Source organism: Bifidobacterium saguinibicoloris (assembly GCF_019331725.1).
In the GTDB taxonomy this organism is placed as follows: Bacteria; Actinomycetota; Actinomycetes; order Actinomycetales; family Bifidobacteriaceae; genus Bifidobacterium; species Bifidobacterium saguinibicoloris.
Window position 1 is genome coordinate 1 of the sequence record NZ_JAHBBF010000007.1, and the last position, 21,737, is coordinate 21,737.

At 67.3% G+C, this 21,737-nt stretch carries 14 protein-coding genes, 1 tRNA gene and 1 pseudogene; 7 read left to right on the plus strand and 9 right to left on the minus strand.

All coding sequences use genetic code 11. The features are described 5' to 3' along the window. Positions 1–37: 37 nt before the first annotated feature. The 5 genes from KIH78_RS05860 to dnaB form a co-directional block, all read right to left on the minus strand. Positions 38–1,930, minus strand: a complete 1,893-nt coding sequence (locus tag KIH78_RS05860) for an AarF/UbiB family protein (RefSeq protein WP_236034459.1) — start codon at positions 1,928–1,930, stop codon at positions 38–40. Positions 1,931–2,124: 194 nt separating this feature from the next. Then, positions 2,125–2,421: a phasin family protein gene (locus tag KIH78_RS05865; RefSeq protein WP_214313820.1), complete on the minus strand. Its 297-nt coding sequence runs from the start codon at positions 2,419–2,421 to the stop codon at positions 2,125–2,127. 153 nt (positions 2,422–2,574) lie between these two features. After that, positions 2,575–3,357 (minus strand): type 1 glutamine amidotransferase, encoded by a 783-nt coding sequence (locus KIH78_RS05870; protein WP_219131639.1) that lies wholly within the window; start codon positions 3,355–3,357, stop codon positions 2,575–2,577. Between the two features lie 14 nt (positions 3,358–3,371). Then, a complete protein-coding gene (locus tag KIH78_RS05875; protein WP_219131640.1) occupies positions 3,372–4,838 on the minus strand; it encodes a Mur ligase family protein in 1,467 nt (488 codons plus the stop codon). A 201-nt stretch (positions 4,839–5,039) separates the two neighbouring features. Continuing rightward, positions 5,040–6,608 (minus strand): replicative DNA helicase, encoded by a 1,569-nt coding sequence (gene dnaB, locus KIH78_RS05880; RefSeq protein ID WP_420830127.1) that lies wholly within the window; start codon positions 6,606–6,608, stop codon positions 5,040–5,042. A gap of 621 nt (positions 6,609–7,229) precedes the next feature. Between dnaB and KIH78_RS05885 the strand changes: the two genes are divergently transcribed. Continuing rightward, on the plus strand, positions 7,230–8,588 hold the full coding sequence (locus KIH78_RS05885; protein ID WP_219131691.1) for an MATE family efflux transporter: 1,359 nt from the start codon (positions 7,230–7,232) through the stop codon (positions 8,586–8,588). Positions 8,589–8,720: 132 nt separating this feature from the next. Here the strand turns inward: KIH78_RS05885 and KIH78_RS05895 are convergent, their stop codons facing one another. From KIH78_RS05895 to ftsY, 4 genes and pseudogenes are all read right to left on the minus strand, one after another. Then, a complete protein-coding gene (locus KIH78_RS05895) occupies positions 8,721–10,697 on the minus strand; it encodes a [protein-PII] uridylyltransferase family protein (RefSeq protein ID WP_236034461.1) in 1,977 nt (658 codons plus the stop codon). A gap of 444 nt (positions 10,698–11,141) precedes the next feature. Beyond that, positions 11,142–11,480 (minus strand): P-II family nitrogen regulator, encoded by a 339-nt coding sequence (locus KIH78_RS05900; protein WP_034529718.1) that lies wholly within the window; start codon positions 11,478–11,480, stop codon positions 11,142–11,144. Between the two features lies 1 nt (position 11,481). Beyond that, on the minus strand, positions 11,482–12,768 hold the full coding sequence (locus KIH78_RS05905) for an ammonium transporter (protein ID WP_214313814.1): 1,287 nt from the start codon (positions 12,766–12,768) through the stop codon (positions 11,482–11,484). Between the two features lie 466 nt (positions 12,769–13,234). Further along, positions 13,235–14,245, minus strand: a pseudogene (gene ftsY / locus KIH78_RS05910) (signal recognition particle-docking protein FtsY); the annotation flags it as partial. A gap of 454 nt (positions 14,246–14,699) precedes the next feature. Here ftsY and KIH78_RS05915 point away from each other — a divergent pair. The 6 genes from KIH78_RS05915 to KIH78_RS05940 all read left to right on the plus strand — a co-directional run bounded on the left by KIH78_RS05915 (position 14,700) and on the right by KIH78_RS05940 (position 21,719). Continuing rightward, complete coding sequence (locus KIH78_RS05915; protein WP_219131692.1) at positions 14,700–15,491, plus strand: TetR/AcrR family transcriptional regulator; 792 nt, start codon at positions 14,700–14,702, stop codon at positions 15,489–15,491. Positions 15,492–15,552: 61 nt separating this feature from the next. After that, positions 15,553–16,668: a glycosyltransferase family 2 protein gene (locus KIH78_RS05920; RefSeq protein ID WP_219131642.1), complete on the plus strand. Its 1,116-nt coding sequence runs from the start codon at positions 15,553–15,555 to the stop codon at positions 16,666–16,668. 349 nt (positions 16,669–17,017) lie between these two features. Then, positions 17,018–17,090: transfer RNA gene (locus KIH78_RS05925), tRNA-Lys, on the plus strand. A gap of 228 nt (positions 17,091–17,318) precedes the next feature. Then, positions 17,319–18,980, plus strand: coding sequence for a C69 family dipeptidase (locus KIH78_RS05930; protein ID WP_219131643.1), 1,662 nt, complete (start codon positions 17,319–17,321; stop codon positions 18,978–18,980). Between the two features lie 211 nt (positions 18,981–19,191). Beyond that, positions 19,192–20,730: a glucose-6-phosphate dehydrogenase gene (gene zwf / locus KIH78_RS05935; RefSeq protein WP_219131644.1), complete on the plus strand. Its 1,539-nt coding sequence runs from the start codon at positions 19,192–19,194 to the stop codon at positions 20,728–20,730. Then, complete coding sequence (locus KIH78_RS05940; RefSeq protein WP_214313715.1) at positions 20,727–21,719, plus strand: glucose-6-phosphate dehydrogenase assembly protein OpcA; 993 nt, start codon at positions 20,727–20,729, stop codon at positions 21,717–21,719. Before zwf ends, KIH78_RS05940 begins: the two co-directional genes overlap by 4 nt. Positions 21,720–21,737 lie beyond the last annotated feature (18 nt).

The following is a 21,737-nucleotide window of genomic DNA, read 5'->3' on the forward strand; positions in this document are numbered from 1 at the left end:
GACCCCCAGAGACCCCCAGAGCCCCAACGCAAACCCGCTACCGCTTCTTGGTCTTGCGGCCCTTGAGATAGATGTCCACGACGATCCAGCACCCGAGCACGAACGCCACCACATACCCCATGAAACCGACGATCGGGATGCCGAAGATGATCGGCTTCATGCCGGCGTAGTAGACGATCGACGAACCGATGAACAACCCCACCACGATGAGTGCCATCGTGAGGCGGTTGACCATGTCGGACAGCAGCTGGAACGGCTCCTGCGAGCCGACGAGCTCCATGTTCATGCGCAGCTGGCCGCGCGTGAGCATGCGGGCGGCCACGTTGAGCTCGCTCATCGCGTCGAGCGCGCTGTGCAGCGCCGCATGCCCCTCGACCCCCAACGATTTGAGCTCGCCTTCGACCATCTCCTTGGGGGTGCGCGACGTGGCGATGTGCCGGGAGATGATCTCGATCATGTTCACGTCGGGGATGAACTCGTCGAGCAGCCCTTCGAGCGTGACGAGCGCGCGGCCCACCGTGGTGACCGTGCTCGGCACCTCGATGCCGTGGCGCTGCGCCAGCGAGGTCAGCGCCGTGATGAACGCGGCGATGTCGAGCTCCGCCAGCTCCACCGTGCCGTATTCCTTGACGATCACGTCGAGGTCGGCGAGCAGCGAGGGGTAGTCGGCCGGGTCGGCCTCCGCGCCGGCGAACCGCAGCAGCCCGTCCGCCAGTGCGGGCGAATCGCGTTTGGCCACGGCGAAGATCATGTCCTTCATCACCGCGCGGGTCTTCGCGTCGAGCCGTCCGGTCATGCCGAGGTCGATGAGCACGATCTGCCCGCCGCGGATGATGATGTTGCCCGGGTGCGGGTCGGCGTGGAAGAATCCGTCGTCGAGGATCTGCGTGGCGTAGTTGTCGACGAGCTTGGTGCCGATGTCCTTGAGGTCGTAGCCGGCGGCGACGAGTTTGCCTGGATGGGAGACGGAGATGCCGTCCACGTAGTCCATGACCACCACGTGTTCGGTGCACAGGTCCGGGTATGGCCGCGGGCAGTCCATGTACTTGAAGCGCGAGGCGAACCGTTTGAATTCGGCGAGGTTGCGGGCCTCCACCAGGAAGTCGGTCTCCGATTCGAACGTGTCCCACAGCTCCTCGACCACGCCTTTGAGGTCGACGATCTGCGTGGAGCCGATCACCTTGGTCGCCGCCTTGGCGATGGAGCGCATGATGGATACGTCCTGCGCCATCGTCTCGCGCACGCCGGGGCGCTGCACCTTGACGGCCACGTCCTCGCCGGTCGTGAGCGTGGCGCGGTGGACCTGCGCGAGGGACGCGGATCCCAGCGGATTGGGGTCGATGTGTTCGAAGATCGTGTCGATCGGCCGGCCGTATTCGCCGGTCAGCACGTCGAGGACGGTCTGGTACGGCATAGGGTCGGCGTCGGCGCGCAGTTTGGCGAGTTCGTCGCAGAAGCTTTGCGGCAGGATCTCGGAGCGCATCGAGAGGATCTGGCCGACTTTGACGAACGTGGGTCCGAGCGCCTCGAACATGAGGCGCATCTTGACGGGCGTGAGTCCTTTGAGCGCGTCGAACTGGTTGACGATGCGCGTGATCTGGGCGAGGCGCTTGGCTTTGCCCCATCGGGTCAGGTGGTAGCGCTGGGAGAAGTCGTCGCGCCGCGAACCGAACAGGCCGATGGTTTCGTCCCGGCCGGTGTCCCACACGGGCACGGGTACGGGGATGTCCGGGGAGATGGGCGGCGCGGCGATGTGCGACGCATCGGGTTCCGTTCCGTCCGACGCCGACGTCCCCGTCGTCTTGTGCGGCGCGTCCGTCGCAGCGTGTGCCGTTTCCGGTTCGTTGGGGACGCGGGATTCGCGCGGCGCGCTCGATGCGTCCGATTCGTCGGCGGCGGGATGCCGCGGCGTCGCGTCTTCGGTCGTCATGCCCGTGACCTCCATCCTCTCAGGCCGTCCGTGTCAGGCCGTCCTTCTCGGGCCGTCCGCGTCCTCGCCCTGCCGTGTGGGGCGTTCCACGGCATTACGCACGACGGGAGCGTCCCCTCGCCGACGTCGCGGCTCGGGGTCCGCTCCCATATGATTCGTTCGATTCGCTGCACCGGTCCGTACCGGTACGGCGATCAGTCCTCGGACGGCTTGTCCTCGGCTTCGGCGGACGGTTCCGCCGATTCCGCCACAGCGGCGTCCGCCTTGGCGGCGGCACGCTTCTCGTCGTCCTTGTTCGCGTCGTTGACGAGCGATTCGCCCACCTTGCGCTTGAGTTCGGTGTTGAGGCTCTTGCCTTGTTCGACGGTCAGCTCGCCCTTCTTCACGAGGTCGTCGACGAGCTCGCTGCCCTTCTCGTATCCGGTGGCGAGGGCGCCGATGCCCGCCAGCACGACCTTGCGCAGACCGTCACCCAAATCGAAATCAGCCATGATGTCCCCTCCTTGTCGAGGCCGGTGCGCGGCCTGATGCCGCGCGCTCGTACCTTCCAGCGTACTCCATGGACCGGCGGGCCCGCCTTGGACGACACCCGCGCGGTCTGTCCGTATGACGGGCCGCCGAACCTTGCCGACCCGTCCGGACGCTCACCTCGGCCGGGCGGCGGCGACCTTGCGGGCCTGCGCCGCGACTTCGTCGAGGCGCGCGAGTTCGGCGGCCTGTTCCGGCGTCTGTTCGTCAGCGGCGAGGCGGCCGTCCGTGCCGTCGCCCGACGCCGTCGCGCCGTAACGGCGTTCCACGGCGGCGCGGATGAGGAAGTCGGAGACGGCGGGGTTCTTCGGCAGGAGCGAGCCGTGCATGTACGTGCCGATGACGTTGCCGACGCGCGCGCCTTCCGTATGGTCCTCGCCGTTGTTGCCGCGCCCTTCCGCATCCACGTGGCCGAACGGCTGGACGCCTTCGCGCAGGAACGTCTGGCCGGAGTGGTTCTCGTAGCCGATGACGTCGCCGAATTCGGCGGAATGCTCGACGAGGTTGCCGATCATGCGCACGTCCTGTCCCACGGTGTAGGCGCCGATCACGCCGATGCCGTCCAGACGCTTGCCTTCGGAGGTTTCGAAGTATTCGCCGAACAGCTGGTACATGCCGCAGATCATGAGCATGGGAATGCCGTCCGCGGCGAGCGAGCGCAGCAGGTCGGCACGGCGGAAGAAGTCGTCGATGATCTTGCTCTGGCCGCTGTCCTGCCCGCCGCCGCCGAGGATCATGTCCACCTGTTCGGGCCAGGCGTCGCCCTGGTTGATCTCGTGGATGACCGGCCGGTAGCCGTACAGTTCGAGGCGACGGCGGATGGTGAGCACGTTGCCCGAGTCGCCGTAGATGTTCATGTCCTTCGGGTAGAGGGACACCACGTCGATCGTCTTGTCCATTGCTTCGGACCTCCTTATTTGCCCACGCCGGCGTCGGCGACGTTCGCGATGCGCCCCAGGGCGGCGCGCACCTTGAGCATCGCGGTGTACGTGCAGTAGATGTGCTTGCGGCCGCCCGGGTTGCGGGCGACGAACGCGGCGAGCGCGGCGTCGATGTCCGTGTCGACGGCGGCGACCGGCACCTGGTCGTAGCCGAGGCGCAGCGCCATGTCCCACGCGCGCACGCCGGAGACCTGCGCGACGCCGGTGCCACGCAGCGACGTGAAGTCGACGTCCCACAACCAGCTCATGTCGCGGCCGTCGGCGTATTCGTCGTTGATGACGATCATCGTGTCGGCGCCTTCGGGCGGGAAGCTGGCGAGGGACAGGCGGAAGCCCATCGGATTCTTGACGAGCAGCAGTTCGGTGGGACTGCCGTTGACGTCGATGACCTCGCCGCGGCCGAATGCGGGCGTGACGTGGGAGACGGCGGCGATGAGCGCGTCGGCGTCCGATGCGGCGAACCGCTTGAGCCGTTCGCGGAACGCGTCGCCGCCCGCGGGCGCGGCGGCGGTGCGTGCGCGCGGCGCGTCGGCGACGACCGCGCGGACGACGGCGAGCGCGGCGGCCGCGTTGTACAGGTTGTAGACGCCTTCGAGACGGACGTCGGTGTGGTGTTCCGCGCCGTCCATCAGGAAGGTCGCGGCGTGGTCGCCGACGGCGGTCAACGTGACGTCGGCGTCGGGTTCCGTCGACATGTCCGGCGTCGTGGCGTCCGACGCCGGACGGTCCGACGCGTCGGCGCCGTCCGTCGCGTCGGCGTCGTGCGTCTCCGCGCTCACGGTGGTGGCCATGTCGTCGTCGGACGGGAAGAAGCGTTTGAGGTCGTCGACGAGGCCGAAGTAGCTGATCTCCGTGCCGGCGGGCGCGAGCGCGGCGAGGCGGGCGATGCGCGGGTCCTCACGGTTGAGCACGACGGTGCCGGTGGTGGCCGCCGCCGCGTGGCCGAGCAGGCGTGCGGTGTTGTCGATTTCGCCGAAGCGGTCGAGCTGATCGCGCATCACGTTGAGCAGCAGCGTGTAGCGGGGACGGACCTGGCGCACGAAGTGCACGGCGTACGCCTCGTCGAGTTCGAGGACGGCGATGTCGGCGTCGAGACGGCCGGAGAGGCTGACCTGTTCGAGCAGGGCGGAGGCCACGCCGCGCGTGAAGTTGGAGCCGGTGGGATTGGTGAACACCTTGAGCCCCAGGTCGGCGAGCATCGAGGCGACCATGCGCGTGGTGGTGGTCTTGCCGTTGGTGCCGGAGACGAGGACGACGCCGAGCGGCAGCTGCGCGAGCGTGCGTGCGAGGAACGTCGGGTCGATGCCTTCGACGATCTTGCCGGGGAAGGCGGAGCCGCCGTGGTGGAGCAGACGCGACGCCCAGCGCACGCCCTTGCCGATGAGCGGCGTGGCGAACGCGTTCCAGGGGGCGCGGGTCGCGGGGTCCTTCTGGGTCATAGTGCGTGGAACCTCCTGTGGGATACGGTGGACGAATGTGAAACACCCTGTGAAACAGGGGCATGCAGGCGTGGAACAGTGCGTGAAACATCGACGCCGGCGCGTGGAACATGCCGTGGAACACGGGAGAACATCCCACTCGGCCCATCCATGCCGCCGACGGGCCACGCCGGCGGACTGCCATACGCTTCGCGGTCCATGTCACACCCCCTGCCCGGCGTTGTAGTCCTGCGGCATGTCCTTGAACTTGGACGTGGCGCCGAGGAACGCCAGATGGAAGGTCTCGGTGGGACCGTTGCGGTGCTTGGCCATGATGATGTCCGCCTCGCCGGGCCGGTCCTCCTTGTCGTAGAAGTCCGGGCGATGTACGAGGAACACCACGTCGGCGTCCTGCTCGATGGAGCCGGATTCACGCAGGTCGGACAGCTGCGGCTTCTTGTCGTTGCGCATCTCCGGGCCACGGTTCAACTGCGAGAGGGCCACGACCGGCACCTCGAGCTCCTTGGCGAGGAGCTTCAGCGCGCGGGAGAACTCGGAGACCTCCTGCTGGCGGCTTTCGACCTGCTTGCCGGAGGTCATGAGCTGCAGGTAGTCGATGACCACGAGCTTCAAGTCGTTGGTCTGCTTGAGCCGGCGGCATTTCGCGCGGATCTCCATGAGGCTCATGTTGGGCGAATCGTCGATGAACAACGGCGCGTCCTCCAGCTTCGACCAGAAGCCGTTCAACGTGTTCCAGCGTTCCGGCGTGATCTCGTCGGCGCGACGCAGCGCGCCCAGTGGGATGTTCGTCTCGGCGGAGATGATGCGCTGCGCGAGCTCCACCTTGCTCATCTCGAGGCTGAACACGATGGTCGTCATGTGATGGTGCAGGGCCGCGGCACGCGCGAAGTCGATGCCGAGCGTGGACTTGCCCATGGCCGGGCGGCCGGCGACGACGACCATCTGACCGGGCTGCAGGCCCTGGGTGAGGTCGTCGATGTCCCTGAAGCCGGTGGGCACGCCCTTGTTGACGAGTCCCTGCTGGAGCTTGTCGAGCTGGTCCAGCGCGTCATGCACCACGGGGCCGATGGCGGAATAGTCCTGCCGCACCTTGCCCACGCTCATCTCGTACACCTCGGCCTGGGCGAGGTTGACGACGTCCTCCGCCTGGGAGCCTTCGGCCGAGTAGCCGAGCTGCGCGATCTTGGTGCCCGCGGCGATCACGTTTCTGAGGATCGCGCGCTGGTGCACGATCTCCGCATAGTAGGTGGCGTTCGCGGCCGTCGGCACCGAGGCCACGAGGGAGTGCAGGTAGTCGGCGCCGCCCACCTTGTCCAGGTCGCCGTGCTTGAGCAGCTCGTTCGCCACCAGCACCGCGTCCACCGGCTGGCTGGCGGAGAACAGGTTGATGATCGCCTCGTAGATGGTCTGGTGCTTCGGCTGGTAGAAGTCGGTCACCTCGATCATCTGCGAGACCTCGCCGATGGCGTCCTTGCTCATGAGCATGCCGCCGAGCACGGCCATCTCCGCGTCGTCGTCATGCGGGGGGACTCGGTCGAACAGGGCGTCACGCACCGGCGTGCCGGTGGCCCCCGGCACGTAGCCGGAGCCGCCGCGCGAACGCGCTCCCCCACGGCCGGCGCGCTCGGACCGACCAGGAGCCCGATCCTCGTCGGCGCCGAAGCCGCCGTCCTGCCCGCCGAACTCGTCGGCGCCGGCGTCGTATCCGCCGGCCGGCGCCTCGTCATCCCATGTTTCCTCTGCCATAGGCCACAGTATAGATTCCCCCATTGCGCGGCCGGTAGATATCGCCCGACACGGTCCGCACACCCATGGATATATGGTCCGGCATGGTTATCCACACCTAGATATGCCGATGCGCCGAGTTATCCACAGCGTTATCCACATCCACGGGCCCCAAACCCGCGACACGCGCGGAATTCATTGTGGATAGCGAAACGAGTTATCCACATTTAGGGGATAACCATGTGGACAACGCACAGAGTTATCCACAATATGGGGATAACTCTGTGCATAACTTGGGGATAACTTCACCGAGCACCGGCAGGCGCTTGCGCAACCACCAACGTCGTGGTAATCGCAGTTGAACGGCAGGTGAACGGGCGGACGACACGTCCACGACGCCCCGGCGCGATCCGGTCCCACGGACCATCGGGAACCACTATCGTGGACACGGACCACCGGCCGCGTCGGCGTCGAACGCGCCGGCGCATCGGACGAACAACGGCGCGCGGAACCCATCGACGCGACGGCCGGAGACGGAGAGGGAGACGACCCGTGACACACGCGAACACGACCGACGACGCGGCGCGACCGGCCCCCGCGCGGACCGAGGACGCGGCGAACGGCGCAGACGCGGCCTCATCGGACGCCGCCACCAGACGTCGCATCATGGCGCTGGCCGTGCCCACGTTCGGACAGCTCATCGCCGAACCCACGTTCATCCTCATCGACACCGCCATCGTCGGCCATCTCGGCGACGCGGCGCTGGCCGGCCTGTCCATCGGATCGACCATCATCCTCACCGCCGTGGGCCTGTGCGTCTTCCTCGCCTACGCCACCACCGCACGGGTGGCGCACCTGCTGGGCGCGGGACGCCGGCGCGAGGGCATGCAGACCGGCATCGACGGGATGTGGCTGGCGCTCGGCATCGGCCTCATCCTCGCCGCGGCGCTGTTCCTCGGCGCCGAACCGCTCTGCCGCGCGCTCGGCGGGCGCGGCGAAGTGCTGACGCAGGCCGTGGCCTACACGCGCGCCGTCGTGCTGGGCGCGCCCGGCATGCTGCTCGTCTACGCGGCCAACGGCATCTTCCGCGGCCTGCAGAAGGTGCGAGTCACCCTGATCGCGGCGGTGGCCGGCGCGGCGCTCAACACCGTGCTGGACGTGCTGTTCGTCATCGTGTTCCGATGGGGCATCGCCGGATCCGGCGTCGCCACGCTCATGGCGCAATGGTTCATGGGCCTGTTCCTCGCCGTCCCCGCCGTGCTGTGGGCGCGCGCGGACGGCGCAAGCCTGCGGCCGCGGCCCGCGGGACTCCTGCGCGTCGGCGGCGACGGACTGCCGCTGTTCATACGCACGCTGGCCATCCGCGTGGCCATGGTGGCGACCGTCGCGTGCGCGGCGCACATGGGCACCGGCGTGCTGGCCGGCTTCCAAGCCGTGAACTCCACGTGGAACTTCGCCACGAACATGCTGGACTCGGTGGGCATCGCCGGGCAGACGCTCGTCGGATCCGCGCTCGGCGCGCGCGCATACGACCGGGCGCGCGGGGACGCGCGGACCACCGGACGGATGGGCCTGGCCATCGGCGCGGCGGCCGGCCTCGGCTTCGCGGCCGTCGGCCTGTTCGCCGGACGTTTCTTCTCCCCCAGCCCGGAAATACAGACGCTCGTGGCCGCCGGCATGATCACGATGGGCGTGTTCTTCCCGCTGCAGGGATGGATGATGGCGTTGGACGGCATCCTCATCGGCGCGCGCGACCACCGCTATCTCGCGGCCACCTGCACGGCCGTGGCCGCGGCGTACGTCGTCGCGCTCGCGGCGGCGGGCGCATGGGCCGCATCCTGGCAGACCGGACCGTCCGGAATCCTCGCGGGCTTCGGCGTCTTCGGCCGAACGGACGGCATGGCGGTCGACGTCGCCCGCACCGTGCTCGTCTGGACCGTCTTCAACGTGGTGCTCATGGGCGGCCGCGCACTGGCCAACGGCCTGCGCGCGCACGGCGACGCGTGGATACATCGGCACGCATAGGGCGGACTCCCGGACCACGCCTCCCGGACCACATCTCCCGACGCGGCAAGGGCGCCACCGCACCCCACACCACCGCATCGCACGTCGCCGCATCGCACACCACCGTCGCCACGACGCGGCGGACGCGACGCCTCACATGTGGTACCGGGTGGCGGTCACCATCTGACGGACCAACGTCTCACGCCACTTGCTCCACCCGTAGCGCTTCGTGATCGCCTCCTCGGGCGTGGCGCCCAACGAGGAGCCGTCGGCGCGGGTCAGGTCATAGAGCATGTCCAGCAGCACCGGATCGTGACGCAACCGGCCGGCCAGGTCGTCGCCCGTGTTCGGGTCGTTCGGATTGCGGCCGGTCGCGAACTCGCTCAACGTGAGATGCTCACGCACCAGCAGGGTGACCATGCGAACCGCATCCTCGTCGAAGCCCATGCGGCGCATGATGACCGGCGCATGGCGCGCGCCCTCCGCCGCATGGTCGGCCACGCCGGAACGCTTGCCGATGTCATGCAGGATGCCGGCCATGAGCAGCGCCGCGTAATGCGCGTCGTCGTAGCGCGTCACGCCGTCCTCGCCGACCGTCTCGCCGCGGACCACGGACCATCCGCTCTGCGAGCCGCCGCGGGCGCCGGCCGAGACACCGCCCGGAACGCCAGCCGAAACGCCACCGGAAATGTCACCCGGAACGCCACCCGGGACACCGCCCGCCGGGAACCCGCATTCGCGCCCCAATCGCGTCACCACCTCCACGGTGTGACGGTCGATGGTGTACCGGTGCGCGGCCGAGACCGACGGACGGTTGCGGATGCCCAGCCATTCCGGCATCCACTTGCCGGGGATGTCGGCGTAGTCGATCTCCTCCCACACGTCGAGCAGGTTCGGGCCGCAGGCCAGCAGGCGCACGAACAGCGCGCGCGACGTATCGTCCCACTGGTTGGAGTGGATGGGGCAGCGCCGCAGATTGTTCAACGTCGCCGGATTGATGGGCAGGCCGCGCTCGCCCGCGGCCACGGCCACGCGCAGCGCGAGGCTCGCGTCCTTCGACGGGTCCGCGCCGGGAGCGAGCACGATCTCGCCCTCATGAACGGCCACTCCGGGCGCGACCGTCTCGAACGTCGGCGCCTCGCGGTGGCCGCCGGCGCGCTGGGAGAACATCTGGAAGAACGCGAACCGCGGCTTCTCGTGCGTGAGGGAATGCTCGGCGCGGGAGGCGGTGGAGTCGAGCGCGAACGCGATGCGTCGGCCCAGCCGGGCGAGCATGGTCTGCATGTCGTCGATGGATTTCGCCTCGCGTTCGCCGCCCGTGGGCAGGGTGGGGTCGGCCAGGCCCAGCATGGCCGCCACTTTGTCCTGATAGGCGGCGAGCAGCAGGTTCGTGTCCTTCTTCGCGACGAGATGGATGCAGTCGCGCACGTCGAGCAGCCGTTCAACGGCCTCGTCGTACATGCCGTGCGGGCGGTCGGCCAGCCATGAGGCGGCGAGCGCGGACACGAGGACGGAGTCGCGCAGGCCTCCGCGCGACTCCTTGACGTCCGGCTGGTTGATGTATTGGAGTCTGCCGAACTCGTCGAGACGTGACTTCGCGGAGTCGAGCAGTTCGGGCAGGCGCTTGCGGGCGGCCCTGCGCCAGCGTTCGAGGATGGAGTTGGAGGTGTCGCGGATGAGCTGCACGTCGCCGGCCACGGGTTCGACGTCGAGCCAGCCCATGGCGGCGGGCAGGTCGTGGTCGGTCACGGCCTCGCACTGCTGGCGGGTGCGCACGGAATGGTCCAGGTCGAGGCCGGAGTCCCACAGCGGGTACCAGAGCTTGTTGGCGAGTTCGTTGAGCTGCTGGTCCGTCAGCGCGTGCGGCTCGTAGATGATGACGAGGTCGAGGTCGGACGAGGGGCCGATCTGCCCGCGCGCGAGGGAACCGACAGCGGCGAATCCGACACCGTGCTCGGGCACGTCGAAGCCGACGCCCTGCGTCGCCTCCGCCCAGAGCCTGGTGAGGCAGTCCATCGCCAGCGCGGTGCGCGCCTTGCGTTTGGCCGCCCCGTCGCGGTACACGCCGTCCGCGTCCGGCTGGCTCATGTCCATGAACCGTTGTTTCAAACCATCCACCGCTGAGGTCATTGTCGACTCTTTCGTTGCCGGCGTCGGGACCGCCGGGATTGTTCGTTGTTCGTTGGGGACAGATAGTGCGTATCTGAGGTGTATCTGCGTTGTGAGGGGTACTTTCGGGACGTTGCGATCGTCCAATCGCGTTACGAGGGGTACCTCGCGTCGGAGGCAACGAGGAATCCGGGGTTCTGGCCACGGCATCAAGCCGTTTGCCGGGGTGATATATACAGGGTGATACCCCTCGTAACGCAGTTGGACATCCGCGAAGGTCGAATTCCACCCCTCGTAACGCGGATAGGCGGTTCAGCCGTCTGGATTGGGGTCGAAGAAGCGACAAACGCCGGCGCCAGCCCTCCATATGACAGAATCCCCGCACGGCTCGGAGAGCGGCATGCGGGGATTCCTGTCTATCAATGGTCCGGACCCTGTATCAGCGGCACGGACGTCTGGTCACCGTCAGATTGCGGCGGAACCGGACTCGCCGGTGCGCACGCGGGTGACGGAATCGAGCGGGGCCACCCAGACCTTGCCGTCGCCGATGGTGCCGGTGCCGGCGGCCTTGACGATCACACCGACGAGCGTTTCGGCGTCGGCGTCATCGGACAGGACCTCGACGCGAATCTTCGGGATCAGGTCGACGGTGTACTCGGCGCCACGGTAGACCTCGGTGTGTCCGCGCTGGCGGCCGTAGCCGTTCGCCTCGGAGACGGTCAGACCGTGCACGCCGGCGGCCGCGAGGGCCTCCTTGACGTCGTCGAGCTTATGGGGCTGGATGATTGCAGTGATGAGCTTCATCTCACTTCACCTCCTTGAGGACGGAGCTGGCGGTACCAGCAAAATCGTAGGCACGTTCACCCTGGTCGGCAAGGTCGATGCCGCCGACTTCCTGGGCTTCGGTGACGCGCCAGCCGATGGTCTTCTCCAGCGCGAAGGCGATGATGCCGGTGATCACGGCGGAGTAGACGATGGCGCACAGCGCGATGAGGATCTGAACGACCAGCTGCTTCCAGTCGCCGCCGGCCAGCAGGCCGGTGCCCTCGCCGAAGAAGCCGATGAGGACGGTGCCGGTCAGACCGCCGACGCCGTGGACGCCGACGACGTCGAGGGAGTCATCGTAGCCGAGCTTGAACTTCAGGCTGCAGGCGAGGCAGCAGAGCACACCGGCGATGGCGCCGAGCACGATGGACCACAGCGGGGAGACCACATCGGCGGCCGGGGTGATGGCGACCAGGCCGGCGACGATACCGGAGGCGGCACCCATCGCGGTGTAGTGGCCGGTGCGGATCTTCTCGGTGAAGCCCCAGGAGAGCATGGCGGCGGCGGTCGCGGCGGAGGTGGAGACCCAGGCGTAGCCGGCGGTGCCGTTGGCGGCGAAGGCGGAGCCGGCGTTGAAGCCGAACCAGCCGAACCACAGGAGGAAGGCGCCGAGCATCACGAACGGGACGTTGTGCGGGCGGAACGGCTGCGTGCCGAAGCCCTTGCGCTTGCCGATGATGAGGACGATGATCAGGGCCGCGACTGCGGCGTTGATGTGGACGACCGTACCACCTGCGAAATCGTGGGCCTGGGCGCCGATGGCGGTAGAAATCGCGCCGGCGCCGGACAGCAGGCCGCCGTTCCAGACCATGTGGGCCATCGGGGCGTAGTCGAACGTGATCCACAGGGCCACGAAGATCATCCACGTGCTGTACTTGACGCGCTCGGCGATGGCGCCGCAGATCAGGCCGACGGTGATCATGGCGAACGCCACCTGGAAGGCCACGTCCACGGAGACCGGGTACTTGTTGTCGTTCAGTCCGGTGGACGTGAACGCGGCGTCCTTGAAGACCATCGAATCCTTCAGCAGGAAGCCGGAGGCCGGGTCGCCGAAGATGCCGCCGATGCTGTTGCCGGCGTAGGCGATGGACCAGCCCCACAGGGTCCAGATGATCATGGTGACCGACAGCGCGGCCGCCTCAAGCATGAACATGTTCAGCACGGCCTTCGCGCGGACCATGCCTCCGTAGAAGAACGCCACACCCGGCGTCATGAGGAAAACCAGGGACGCGGAAGTCAAAATCCATGCGGCATTTCCGGAATCCATGTCTACCTCCCTCTCTTTATGTGTCTCTCTCACGGACCGGGAGGGTCCGCGGGATGCCATTCGTTATTGCCGTCCCCCTTGTGGGGGCTAACGATCGTCAGTGAACGCCCGGATGGTTTTCGTTTCGTTACGGCAGGTTACGCGATTGTTAATCGATGACGCGTCTGCGCCGGCGGGCGCGGCGTCGGCCCGAGGCGGTTTTCCGCCGAAAACGAGAGGGTCTCGAATCATGTTTCCAACATGATTCGAGACCCTCCCATCGGCGTTTGCACGCCGGAAACGGTTCACGATGCGGACCGGACTGACCGCACTGACCGCACGGTTCGCACGGTTCGGGCGGACCGCACGGTTCGCACGGTTCGGGCGGACCGCACGGTTCGCACGGTTCGGGCGGACCGCACGGTTCGCACGGTTCGGGCGGACCGCACGGTTCGCACGGTTCGGGCGGACCGCACGGTTCGCACGGTCAGGCGAGGATGCCGTCGACGAAGCCCTCCGGATCGAACGGGGCGAGGTCGTCGGGGCCTTCGCCGAGGCCGACGAGCTTGACCGGCACGCCGAGCTCCTTCTGCACGGAGATGACGATGCCGCCCTTGGCGGAGCCGTCGAGCTTCGACAGCACCACGCCGGTGATGCCGATGGCCTCGGCGAACACCTTCGCCTGGGTCATGCCGTTCTGGCCGGTGGTGGCGTCGAGCACGAGCAGCACCTCGTCCACCGGCAGGTTCTTCTCCGTGACGCGGCGGATCTTGCCGAGCTCGTCCATGAGGTTCGCCTTGTTCTGGAGACGGCCGGCGGTGTCGATGATGAGCACGTCGGCGTTGTCCTCCTTGGCGCGGGCGCTGGCTTCGAACGCGACGGACGCCGGGTCGGCGCCGTCCTTGTCCGAGCGCACGACCGGCACGTCCACACGCGCGCCCCACGTCTCGAGCTGGTCGGCCGCGGCGGCGCGGAACGTGTCGGCCGCGCCCATGACCACCTGCTTGCCTTCGGCGACGAACAGTCGGGCCAGTTTGCCGGCGGTGGTGGTCTTGCCGGTGCCGTTGACGCCCACCATGATGATGACGCCCGGCTTGTGCGCCCCCGGCTTGTCCACGTTGAGGCGACGGTCCGTGTCGCGGCCGACGAGGTCGAGCAGGCGTTCCTTCAGCGCCGCACGCACTTCGGCGGGGTCGGCCTTGCCGGTGACGCGCGCGTCGGTCCGCAGGTCGTCGACGAGCTGTTCGGACGCCTCCGCGCCGACGTCGGCGAGCAGCAGTGTGTCCTCGACGTCCTCCCAATCCGCGGCGGTGAGGTTGTCCTTCGCGAGGATGTTGAATAGGGCCTTGCCGAACGGGTTGCCCGACTTGGCGAGCTTCGCCTTGAGTCGGGTGAGTCGGCCGCCCACCGATTCCGGCTTCTCCGTCTTCGGCGCCGGTGCGGCAGCCGGTTCGGGGGAGGCTTCGGGTTGTGCGGCAGGTTCCGGTTCGACGGAGGCCGAAGCGGCCGACGATGCGGACGATTCCGCGGCGCCGGGCTCCCCGGAGCCTTCGGGTTTCTTGGTCCCGCCGGATTCCGCGGACGAGGACGCGCCTTCGGCGACGTCCTTCTCCCCGCTCTCCTGTTGCTTCTGTTGCTCCTGTTCGCGCGCCTGCTGCTCGCGCAGCATGTCGCGTTCCGCGATGGTCTTGTCCAGGTCACGGCGACGGGACCTGCCGAACCATACGCCCAGAAGGATGATGACGATCGCGACGGCCGCGAACGCAAGATACGACAAAGTAGTGCTATCCATGGCCCCCAGTCTAGTGTCCGCCATTGTCACGCGGGCATGCGCCGGAACCGGCGCGAAACCGGCCGGCGGCTCATCGGCCACGGCACCCATCCGAACCTCCATCGCACAGACGCGTCGCACGGCGGCGGCTAAGCTGGAAGACATGGCCAACTCCTCACGCATGACGTCGTATCAGCGGCGCGAACAGCTCATCCGCATCGGACGCTCCCTGTTCGCCGCGAAAGGGTTCGAATCGGTGAGCGTGGAGGAGATCGCCAGCAACGCGAAAGTCTCCAAACCCATCGTCTACGAGCATTTCGGCGGCAAGGAGGGGCTGTACGCGGTGATCGTCGACCGTGAGATGCAGGCCCTCACCTCCACGCTCACCGAAGCGCTCAAAGACCCGGACATGCATCCGCGGCAGATCGTGGAACGCACCGCCCTCGCACTGCTCACCTACATCGAGGAGAACGCCGAAGGGTTCCAGGTGCTCTCCCGCGATTCGCCGAGCACCGACCCCTCCGGATCGTTCAGTTCGCTTCTCGGCGACATCTCGATGCGCGTCGAAGACCTGCTCATCGCGGCGTTCAAACGGCAGAAGCTCTCCGTGAAAGGCGTGCCGTACTACGCGCAGATGCTCGTCGGTATGACCGTCTTCACCGGCCAATACTGGGCGGACCGGCCGAAGGTCAGCAAGGAGCAGCTCGCCGCGTACATCGTCGACCTCGCCTGGCACGGCCTGAGCCGGCTCGACTCCAAACCGAAGCTCATCTTCGAAGGAGGCAAGGCCGCCAAGGCGCGAGCCAAGGCCGAACGGCACGGCGGCGTGCAGCCGGACGCGGCGAAAGCCGCGGACGCATCGGACACGTCGACCGACGCGGAGGCATCGGACGGCACGACCGCCGGCGACGGCCGCACGGAAGATGAACCGGATGTGCAGGATGTGCGACGGAACGTTCCGGACGGCGAATGAGTGATAGTCTGTGGCGTTGAACCACAGACCGCACGCGACCTTCGAGGGGATCGACCAGCTTATGACGCAACCGGCACCGACGACGGCCCCCGCAACCGGCACAGGCAAGACGCTCACCTTCATCGTACCCGCCTACAACATGGAGGGCTACCTCGACCGGTGCATCAACTCGCTCACCGCGGCACGACGCACCGACGACATCGAGGTCATCATCGTCGACGACGGATCCAAGGACGACACCCTCGCCGCCGCACAGGACTTCGAACGGCGCATGCCCGGCGTGGTACGCGCCATCCACCAGGAGAACAAAGGACACGGCGGAGCCGTGAACACCGGCATCGCCGCCGCACGCGGCATGTACGTGAAGGTCGTGGACGCCGACGACTGGGTGGGACCGGAATCGCTCGAACAGGTCATGGCCGTGCTGCGCGACGAGGTCGCGAAGTCCGGGAACGGGGCTGCCGGAGTTGCCGGGAACGACGGAGCCGGGAACGACGCCGAACCCATCGACATGCTCGTCACCAACTACGTGTACGACAAGGTCGGCAAACGACGCAAGCACGTCGTGAACTTCCGCCACGCCATGAAGGCCGGCGAACCCCTCACCTGGGACGACTTGGGACACTTCGGACTCGCCGAATACATCCTCATGCACGCGCTCATCTTCCGCACCGACGTGGTGCGGGCCTCCGGCATGCGACTGCCCGAGCACACGTTCTACGTCGACTTCATCTACGCGTACCAGCCGTTCCCGTGGGTGAAGACCCTGCGCTACCTGGACACGCCGTTCTACCACTACTACATCGGCCGCGAAGGGCAGAGCGTGCAGACCGACGTGATGATCCGCCGCGTCGACCAGCTCATCCACGTCAACCGCTGCATGGTGGAGGCCACGCCCGAACGCGGCGACGTACCGGACGGACTGTACAAATACATGGTCCACTTCCTCGCCATCGAAAGCTCCGTGGCGAGCGTGTTCCTCATCCTCTCGCGGGACAAGGAGAACTACGCGAAGAAGCAGCGTCTGTGGGACGACATCCGCGAGCATTCCGAGCCGATCTACCACGATGTGCGACGCAAGCCCATGTCGCGCGCGCTGAACCTGCGCGGTTCGGCGGGCCGATGGGTGATTCGATGGGGGTACCGCGTGGCCGAACACGTGGTCGGTTTCAACTGAGACGACCGTCATTCGCCATCCAGCGTCCGCCATCCACCATCCGACCGGCGCGTTTCGCGGAGGCAGCTCGCCAGCGAAGCAACGCGGCCGTCACCTCACCCAGAGAATTCCGATTCCCATGGTTTTCCCAGCATTTGCACACGACACGCTGAAGAGTACGGGGTTTACTGGGAACCACGGTTGGAAAGCCGCAATAACTGAATCCCTTCTTCTCTCTTCTCTCTCAAGCCCGGTCCCCGCCGGGCTTTCTCTTTTGTCCCGCCCGAGCAGCCCGCCAAGCCCCGCCAAGCCGCAGCAGAGACTTAGGCGGCTTGCATTGTCGAACGGCGGTGTGTATTTTAGAAACGTTGCCCCTCTAGCTCAACGGTTAGAGCAGCGTCCTTTTAAGTCGTGGGTTGTGGGTTCGAATCCCACGGGGGGCACCGGTAAACCCTTGGAAATAATGAGTTTTCAAGGGTTTTGCTTTTCCGGCTAATCCGCTTTCGTCCCTGATAGTCCCTGATGTACTGTCTCGACCCGGTTCCTCTCCAACGCCGCCCACCGCACGCCTACCACTCACCGGCACCACATCCCCGCACGTGTCCGACATCACGGTCGCATCCCCGGGCGCGACTTGCCCGCCCCCGGCCGCGCTCCTAGAGTAGGGCGACATGTCTTGCACCACTCTGCTTGTAGGAAAGGCCGCCAGCATCGACGGTTCGACCATCATCGCCCGCGACGACGATTCCGGTTCCGGCCGCTACGACCCGAAGCGTCTCGTCACCGTCCATCCCGAGGACCAGCCGCGCCGTTACCGCTCGGTCCTCTCGCACGTCGAAGTCGACCTGACGGACGCCGGCGACCCGTGCCGGTACACGATCGCGCCGAACGTGCTGCCGAATCGCGGCGTGCTCGCCGAGGCGGGCGCCAGCGAACGCAACGTGGCGATGAGCGCGACGGAGACCATCGCGGTGAACGAGCGAGTGCTCGCCGCGGATCCGCTCGTCGAACTCGTTCCGGCGGAAACCGACGCCGACGGCGTCGAAACCACGCCGGAACGGCCGGGCGGCATCGGCGAGGAGGACATCATCACGCTCGTCCTGCCGTACGTACACACGGCGCGCGAGGGCGTGGAACGCCTCGGTGCGCTGCTGGAACGCTACGGCACGTACGAATCGAACGGCGTCATCATCTCCGACGTGGACGAGATCTGGTACGTGGAGACGATTGGCGGCCACCACTGGATCGCCCGCCGCGTGCCGGACGACTGCTACGCGACCATCCCGAACCAGCTGGGCATCGACGACTTCGACCTCAAGGACGCGTTCGGCAAGCAGCGCGAGTTCATGTGCAGCGCCGACCTGCGCGAGTTCATGGCACGGCATCGTCTGGACCGGACGATGCCGGCGCATGCGAGCGCGTTCGGCGACGCACGCGCCGCCGTGGGCTTCGCCTCGGACGGTTCGGTGGAGCAGGCCGACCGGTTCAACCCGCGCGTCGCGTTCGGCACGGCCACGGCGAAGGACCATATCTACAACACGCCGCGCGCCTGGTACATGCAGCGTTGCCTGAACCCGAGCGAGGACTGGGATTCGCCGGCGGCGCGCTTCACGCCCACGTCGGACGACATCCCGTGGTGCCGCGTGCCGGAGAACAAGGTGACGATCGAGGACGTGGACGCGATCCTCTCCTCGCATTTCGAGGGCACGCCGTATGACCCGTACGGCACGCTCGGCACGGCGGAGTCGCGTCACCGCTACCGTCCGATCGGCATCAACCGCACGGGGCACATGGTGGCGGTGCAGTTGCGCCCGTATGTGCCGGAGGCGGCGCGCGCGGTGTTGTGGACGTCGTTCGGTTCCGGCCCGTTCACGAGCGTCGCGCCGTTCTATGCGAACGTGACGGATACGCCCGCCTATCTGCGTGACACGACGCCGCAGGTCTCGACCGACAACCTGTATTGGACGAACCGTCTCATCGCGGTGATCGCGGACGCGCACTTCTACGAGACGAACCGTCTGGTGGAGGGGTATGCGGAGGGCGTGCGCGCGTTCGGGCATCGTCTGGTGGAGCGCACCGACGAGGCGGTCGCGGCGATGGCTGCGTCCGGCGTGTCCGATGCGTCCGATGGCGCGACGTCCGATGCGTCCGCCGCCGATGCGGCGGCGTCCGTTCCGTCCGGTTCCGACGACGTGACGGCGGCGCTCGAGACGGCCAACGACGAAATGGCCGCCTACCTGCGCAAGCACACGACGACGCTGCTGAACGACGTGCTGTACACGTCGAGCAATCTCATGCACAACAGCTTCGCGATGTCCGACCGCTGGGCGTGACGACCGTGCCGCGTCACCGTGCGCCGCGGCGTGCGGTGACGCGCGTCCATCCGACGCCGTGGCTTACGCCGCGGCGCATCGCCCTGTGAGGCGTATCCCCACCCGTCGAAGGTGACGCGCATGTGACGCGCGTCACCTTCGGCCCATCCGCTTCGCCACGGGCGAGACCGGGGTGGCGCGCCATGGGCACTCACTACTACGCTGTACGGGTATGAGTGGGAATAACAATTGGACCAATCCGTTGCGCGATCCGCGCGACCTGCGCCTGCCGCGCATCGCCGGACCGTGCAGTCTGGTCATCTTCGGCGTCACCGGCGATCTGGCGCAGAAGAAGCTGCTGCCGGCCGTCTACGACCTTGCCAACCGCGGCCTGCTGCCGCCGAGCTTCGGTCTGACCGGCTTCGCGCGCCGCGACTGGACGCAGGAGCATTTCATCGAATTCGTGAAGACCGCCGTCAAGGCGCGCTGCCGCACCCCGTTCAAAGAGTCGACGTGGAAGAACCTCGCGGCCGGCATCCGGTTCGTGCAGGGCACGTTCGACGACCCGGAGGCGTTCGAGCGGCTCAGTGCCACCGTGCAGGAGCTCGACCGCGACCGCGGCACGCGCGGCAACCACGCGTTCTACATGTCGGTGCCGCCGCGCGCGTTCCCGATCGTCGCCAAGCAGCTGGCCGCGTCCGGACTCTCCCGTTCCAGCGAAGGCGCGTGGCGCCGCGTCATCATCGAGAAGCCGTTCGGCCATGACCTCGCCAGCGCGAAGGATCTCGACCGCGTCGTCTCCGAGGTGTTCGATCCGAGCTCGGTGTTCCGCATCGACCACTACCTCGGCAAGGAGACCGTGCAGAACCTGCTCGCGCTGCGCTTCGCCAACGCGATGTACGAGCCGATCTGGAACGCGAACTATGTGGACCACGTGCAGATCACGATGGCCGAGGACATCGGCATCGGCGGCCGCGCCGGCTACTACGACGGCATCGGCGCCGCACGCGACGTCATCCAGAACCACCTGCTGCAGCTCATGGCCCTGACCGCCATGGAGGAGCCGGTGAGCTTCACCGCCAAGGACCTCACGGCCGAAAAGACCAAGGTGCTGTCCGCCGTGCGCCTGCCGAAGGACCTGGCCGCCAACACGGCGCGAGGCCAGTATGCGAAGGGCTGGCAGGGCTCGCACGAGGTCGTCGGCTATCTGGAGGAGAAGGGCATCGACCCGAAGTCCACCACCGAGACGTACGCGGCGATCAAGCTCGACATCGACACCCGCCGTTGGGCCGGCGTGCCGTTCTACCTGCGCTGCGGCAAGCGCCTCGGCAAGCGCGTGACGGAGATCGCCGTCGTGTTCAAGCGCGCGCCGCACCTGCCGTTCGAACAGACGGCCGTACGCGAGCTCGGCAAGAACGCGATCGTCATCCGCGTGCAGCCCGACGAGGGCGTCACCATGCGCTTCGGCGCGAAGGTGCCCGGCGGCACCACGATGGAGGTCCGCGACGTCAACATGGACTTCAGCTACGGCCGTTCCTTCACCGAGAACTCGCCGGAAGCGTACGAGAAGCTCATCCTCGACGTGCTGCTCGGCGACCCGCCGCTGTTCCCGACCACCGAAGAGGTGAACCTCAGCTGGGAGATCCTCGATCCGATTGAAGACTTCTGGTCCACGCTCGGCCAGCCGCAGCCCTACCGTGCGGGCACGTGGGGTCCGGCCGAGGCCGACGAGATGCTGGCGCGCGAAGGCCGCCACTGGAGGATGCCATGATCATCGATATGCCGGATACGCGCACGCGCGAAATCGCGCACAAGATCGACGAGCTCCACGAGGAGCGCGGCGAATCGGCCACCGGCCGCGTGCTCACGCTGCTCATCGCCACCCAAGACGACGACCTCGAACACGCGCTGGAAGTCGCCAACGCGGCGAGCCGTGAACACCCGTGCCGCGTCATCGCCATCGTGCCGGACACGTCGCGACGCGACGGGGACGCCGACGACGTGAAGGCTATGGAGAAGACCGACAATCCCGCCATCGACCTGACCGACGGCCCCGCGGAATCGAACCTCGACGCGCAGGTGCGCTTCGGTGCGGACGCCGGCGCAGGCGAGATCATCATCCTGCGCCCGCGCAACGGGCTCATCGACCATCCGGACACGCTCGTCATCCCACTGCTCGTGCCGGACGTGCCGGTCGTGGCATGGTGGCCCACCACCCCGCCGTCGAACCCGGCGAAGGACCTCATGGGCGCGATGGCCCGTAGCCGCATCACCGACGCGCTGCGTTCCAACAACCCGGAGGCGACCATCGAACGCCTGCGCCGCAGCTGGACGCCGGAGGACATCGACCTGTCGTGGACGCGCCTGACCGTGTGGCGCGCCATGCTCGCCTCGATGCTCGACCAGCCGCCGCACCTGCCGATCACGGCCGCGAAGGTCACCGGCCCGCGCGACTTCCTGCCGATGGACATGCTGTGCGCGTGGCTGCGGCTCAAGCTCGGCGTGACCGTCGACGTGGAGTACGTGGACGACGCGGAGGCCGTGACCGGCGTGTACCTCACGCGCGAGGACGGCGTCGTGTCGCTGGAACGCCCGCACGAGGACCAGGCGCTGATCTCCATGCCGGGGCAGACCCCGCAGGCGATCTCCGTGCCCGTGCGCACCATCGAGGACTGCCTCACCGAGGAGCTGCGCCGCATCGACCCGGACGAGGTGTACGGCGAAGTCATCAACGAAGGCTGGGACCTCATCCGTCACTGACCAGACATCGACCGACCA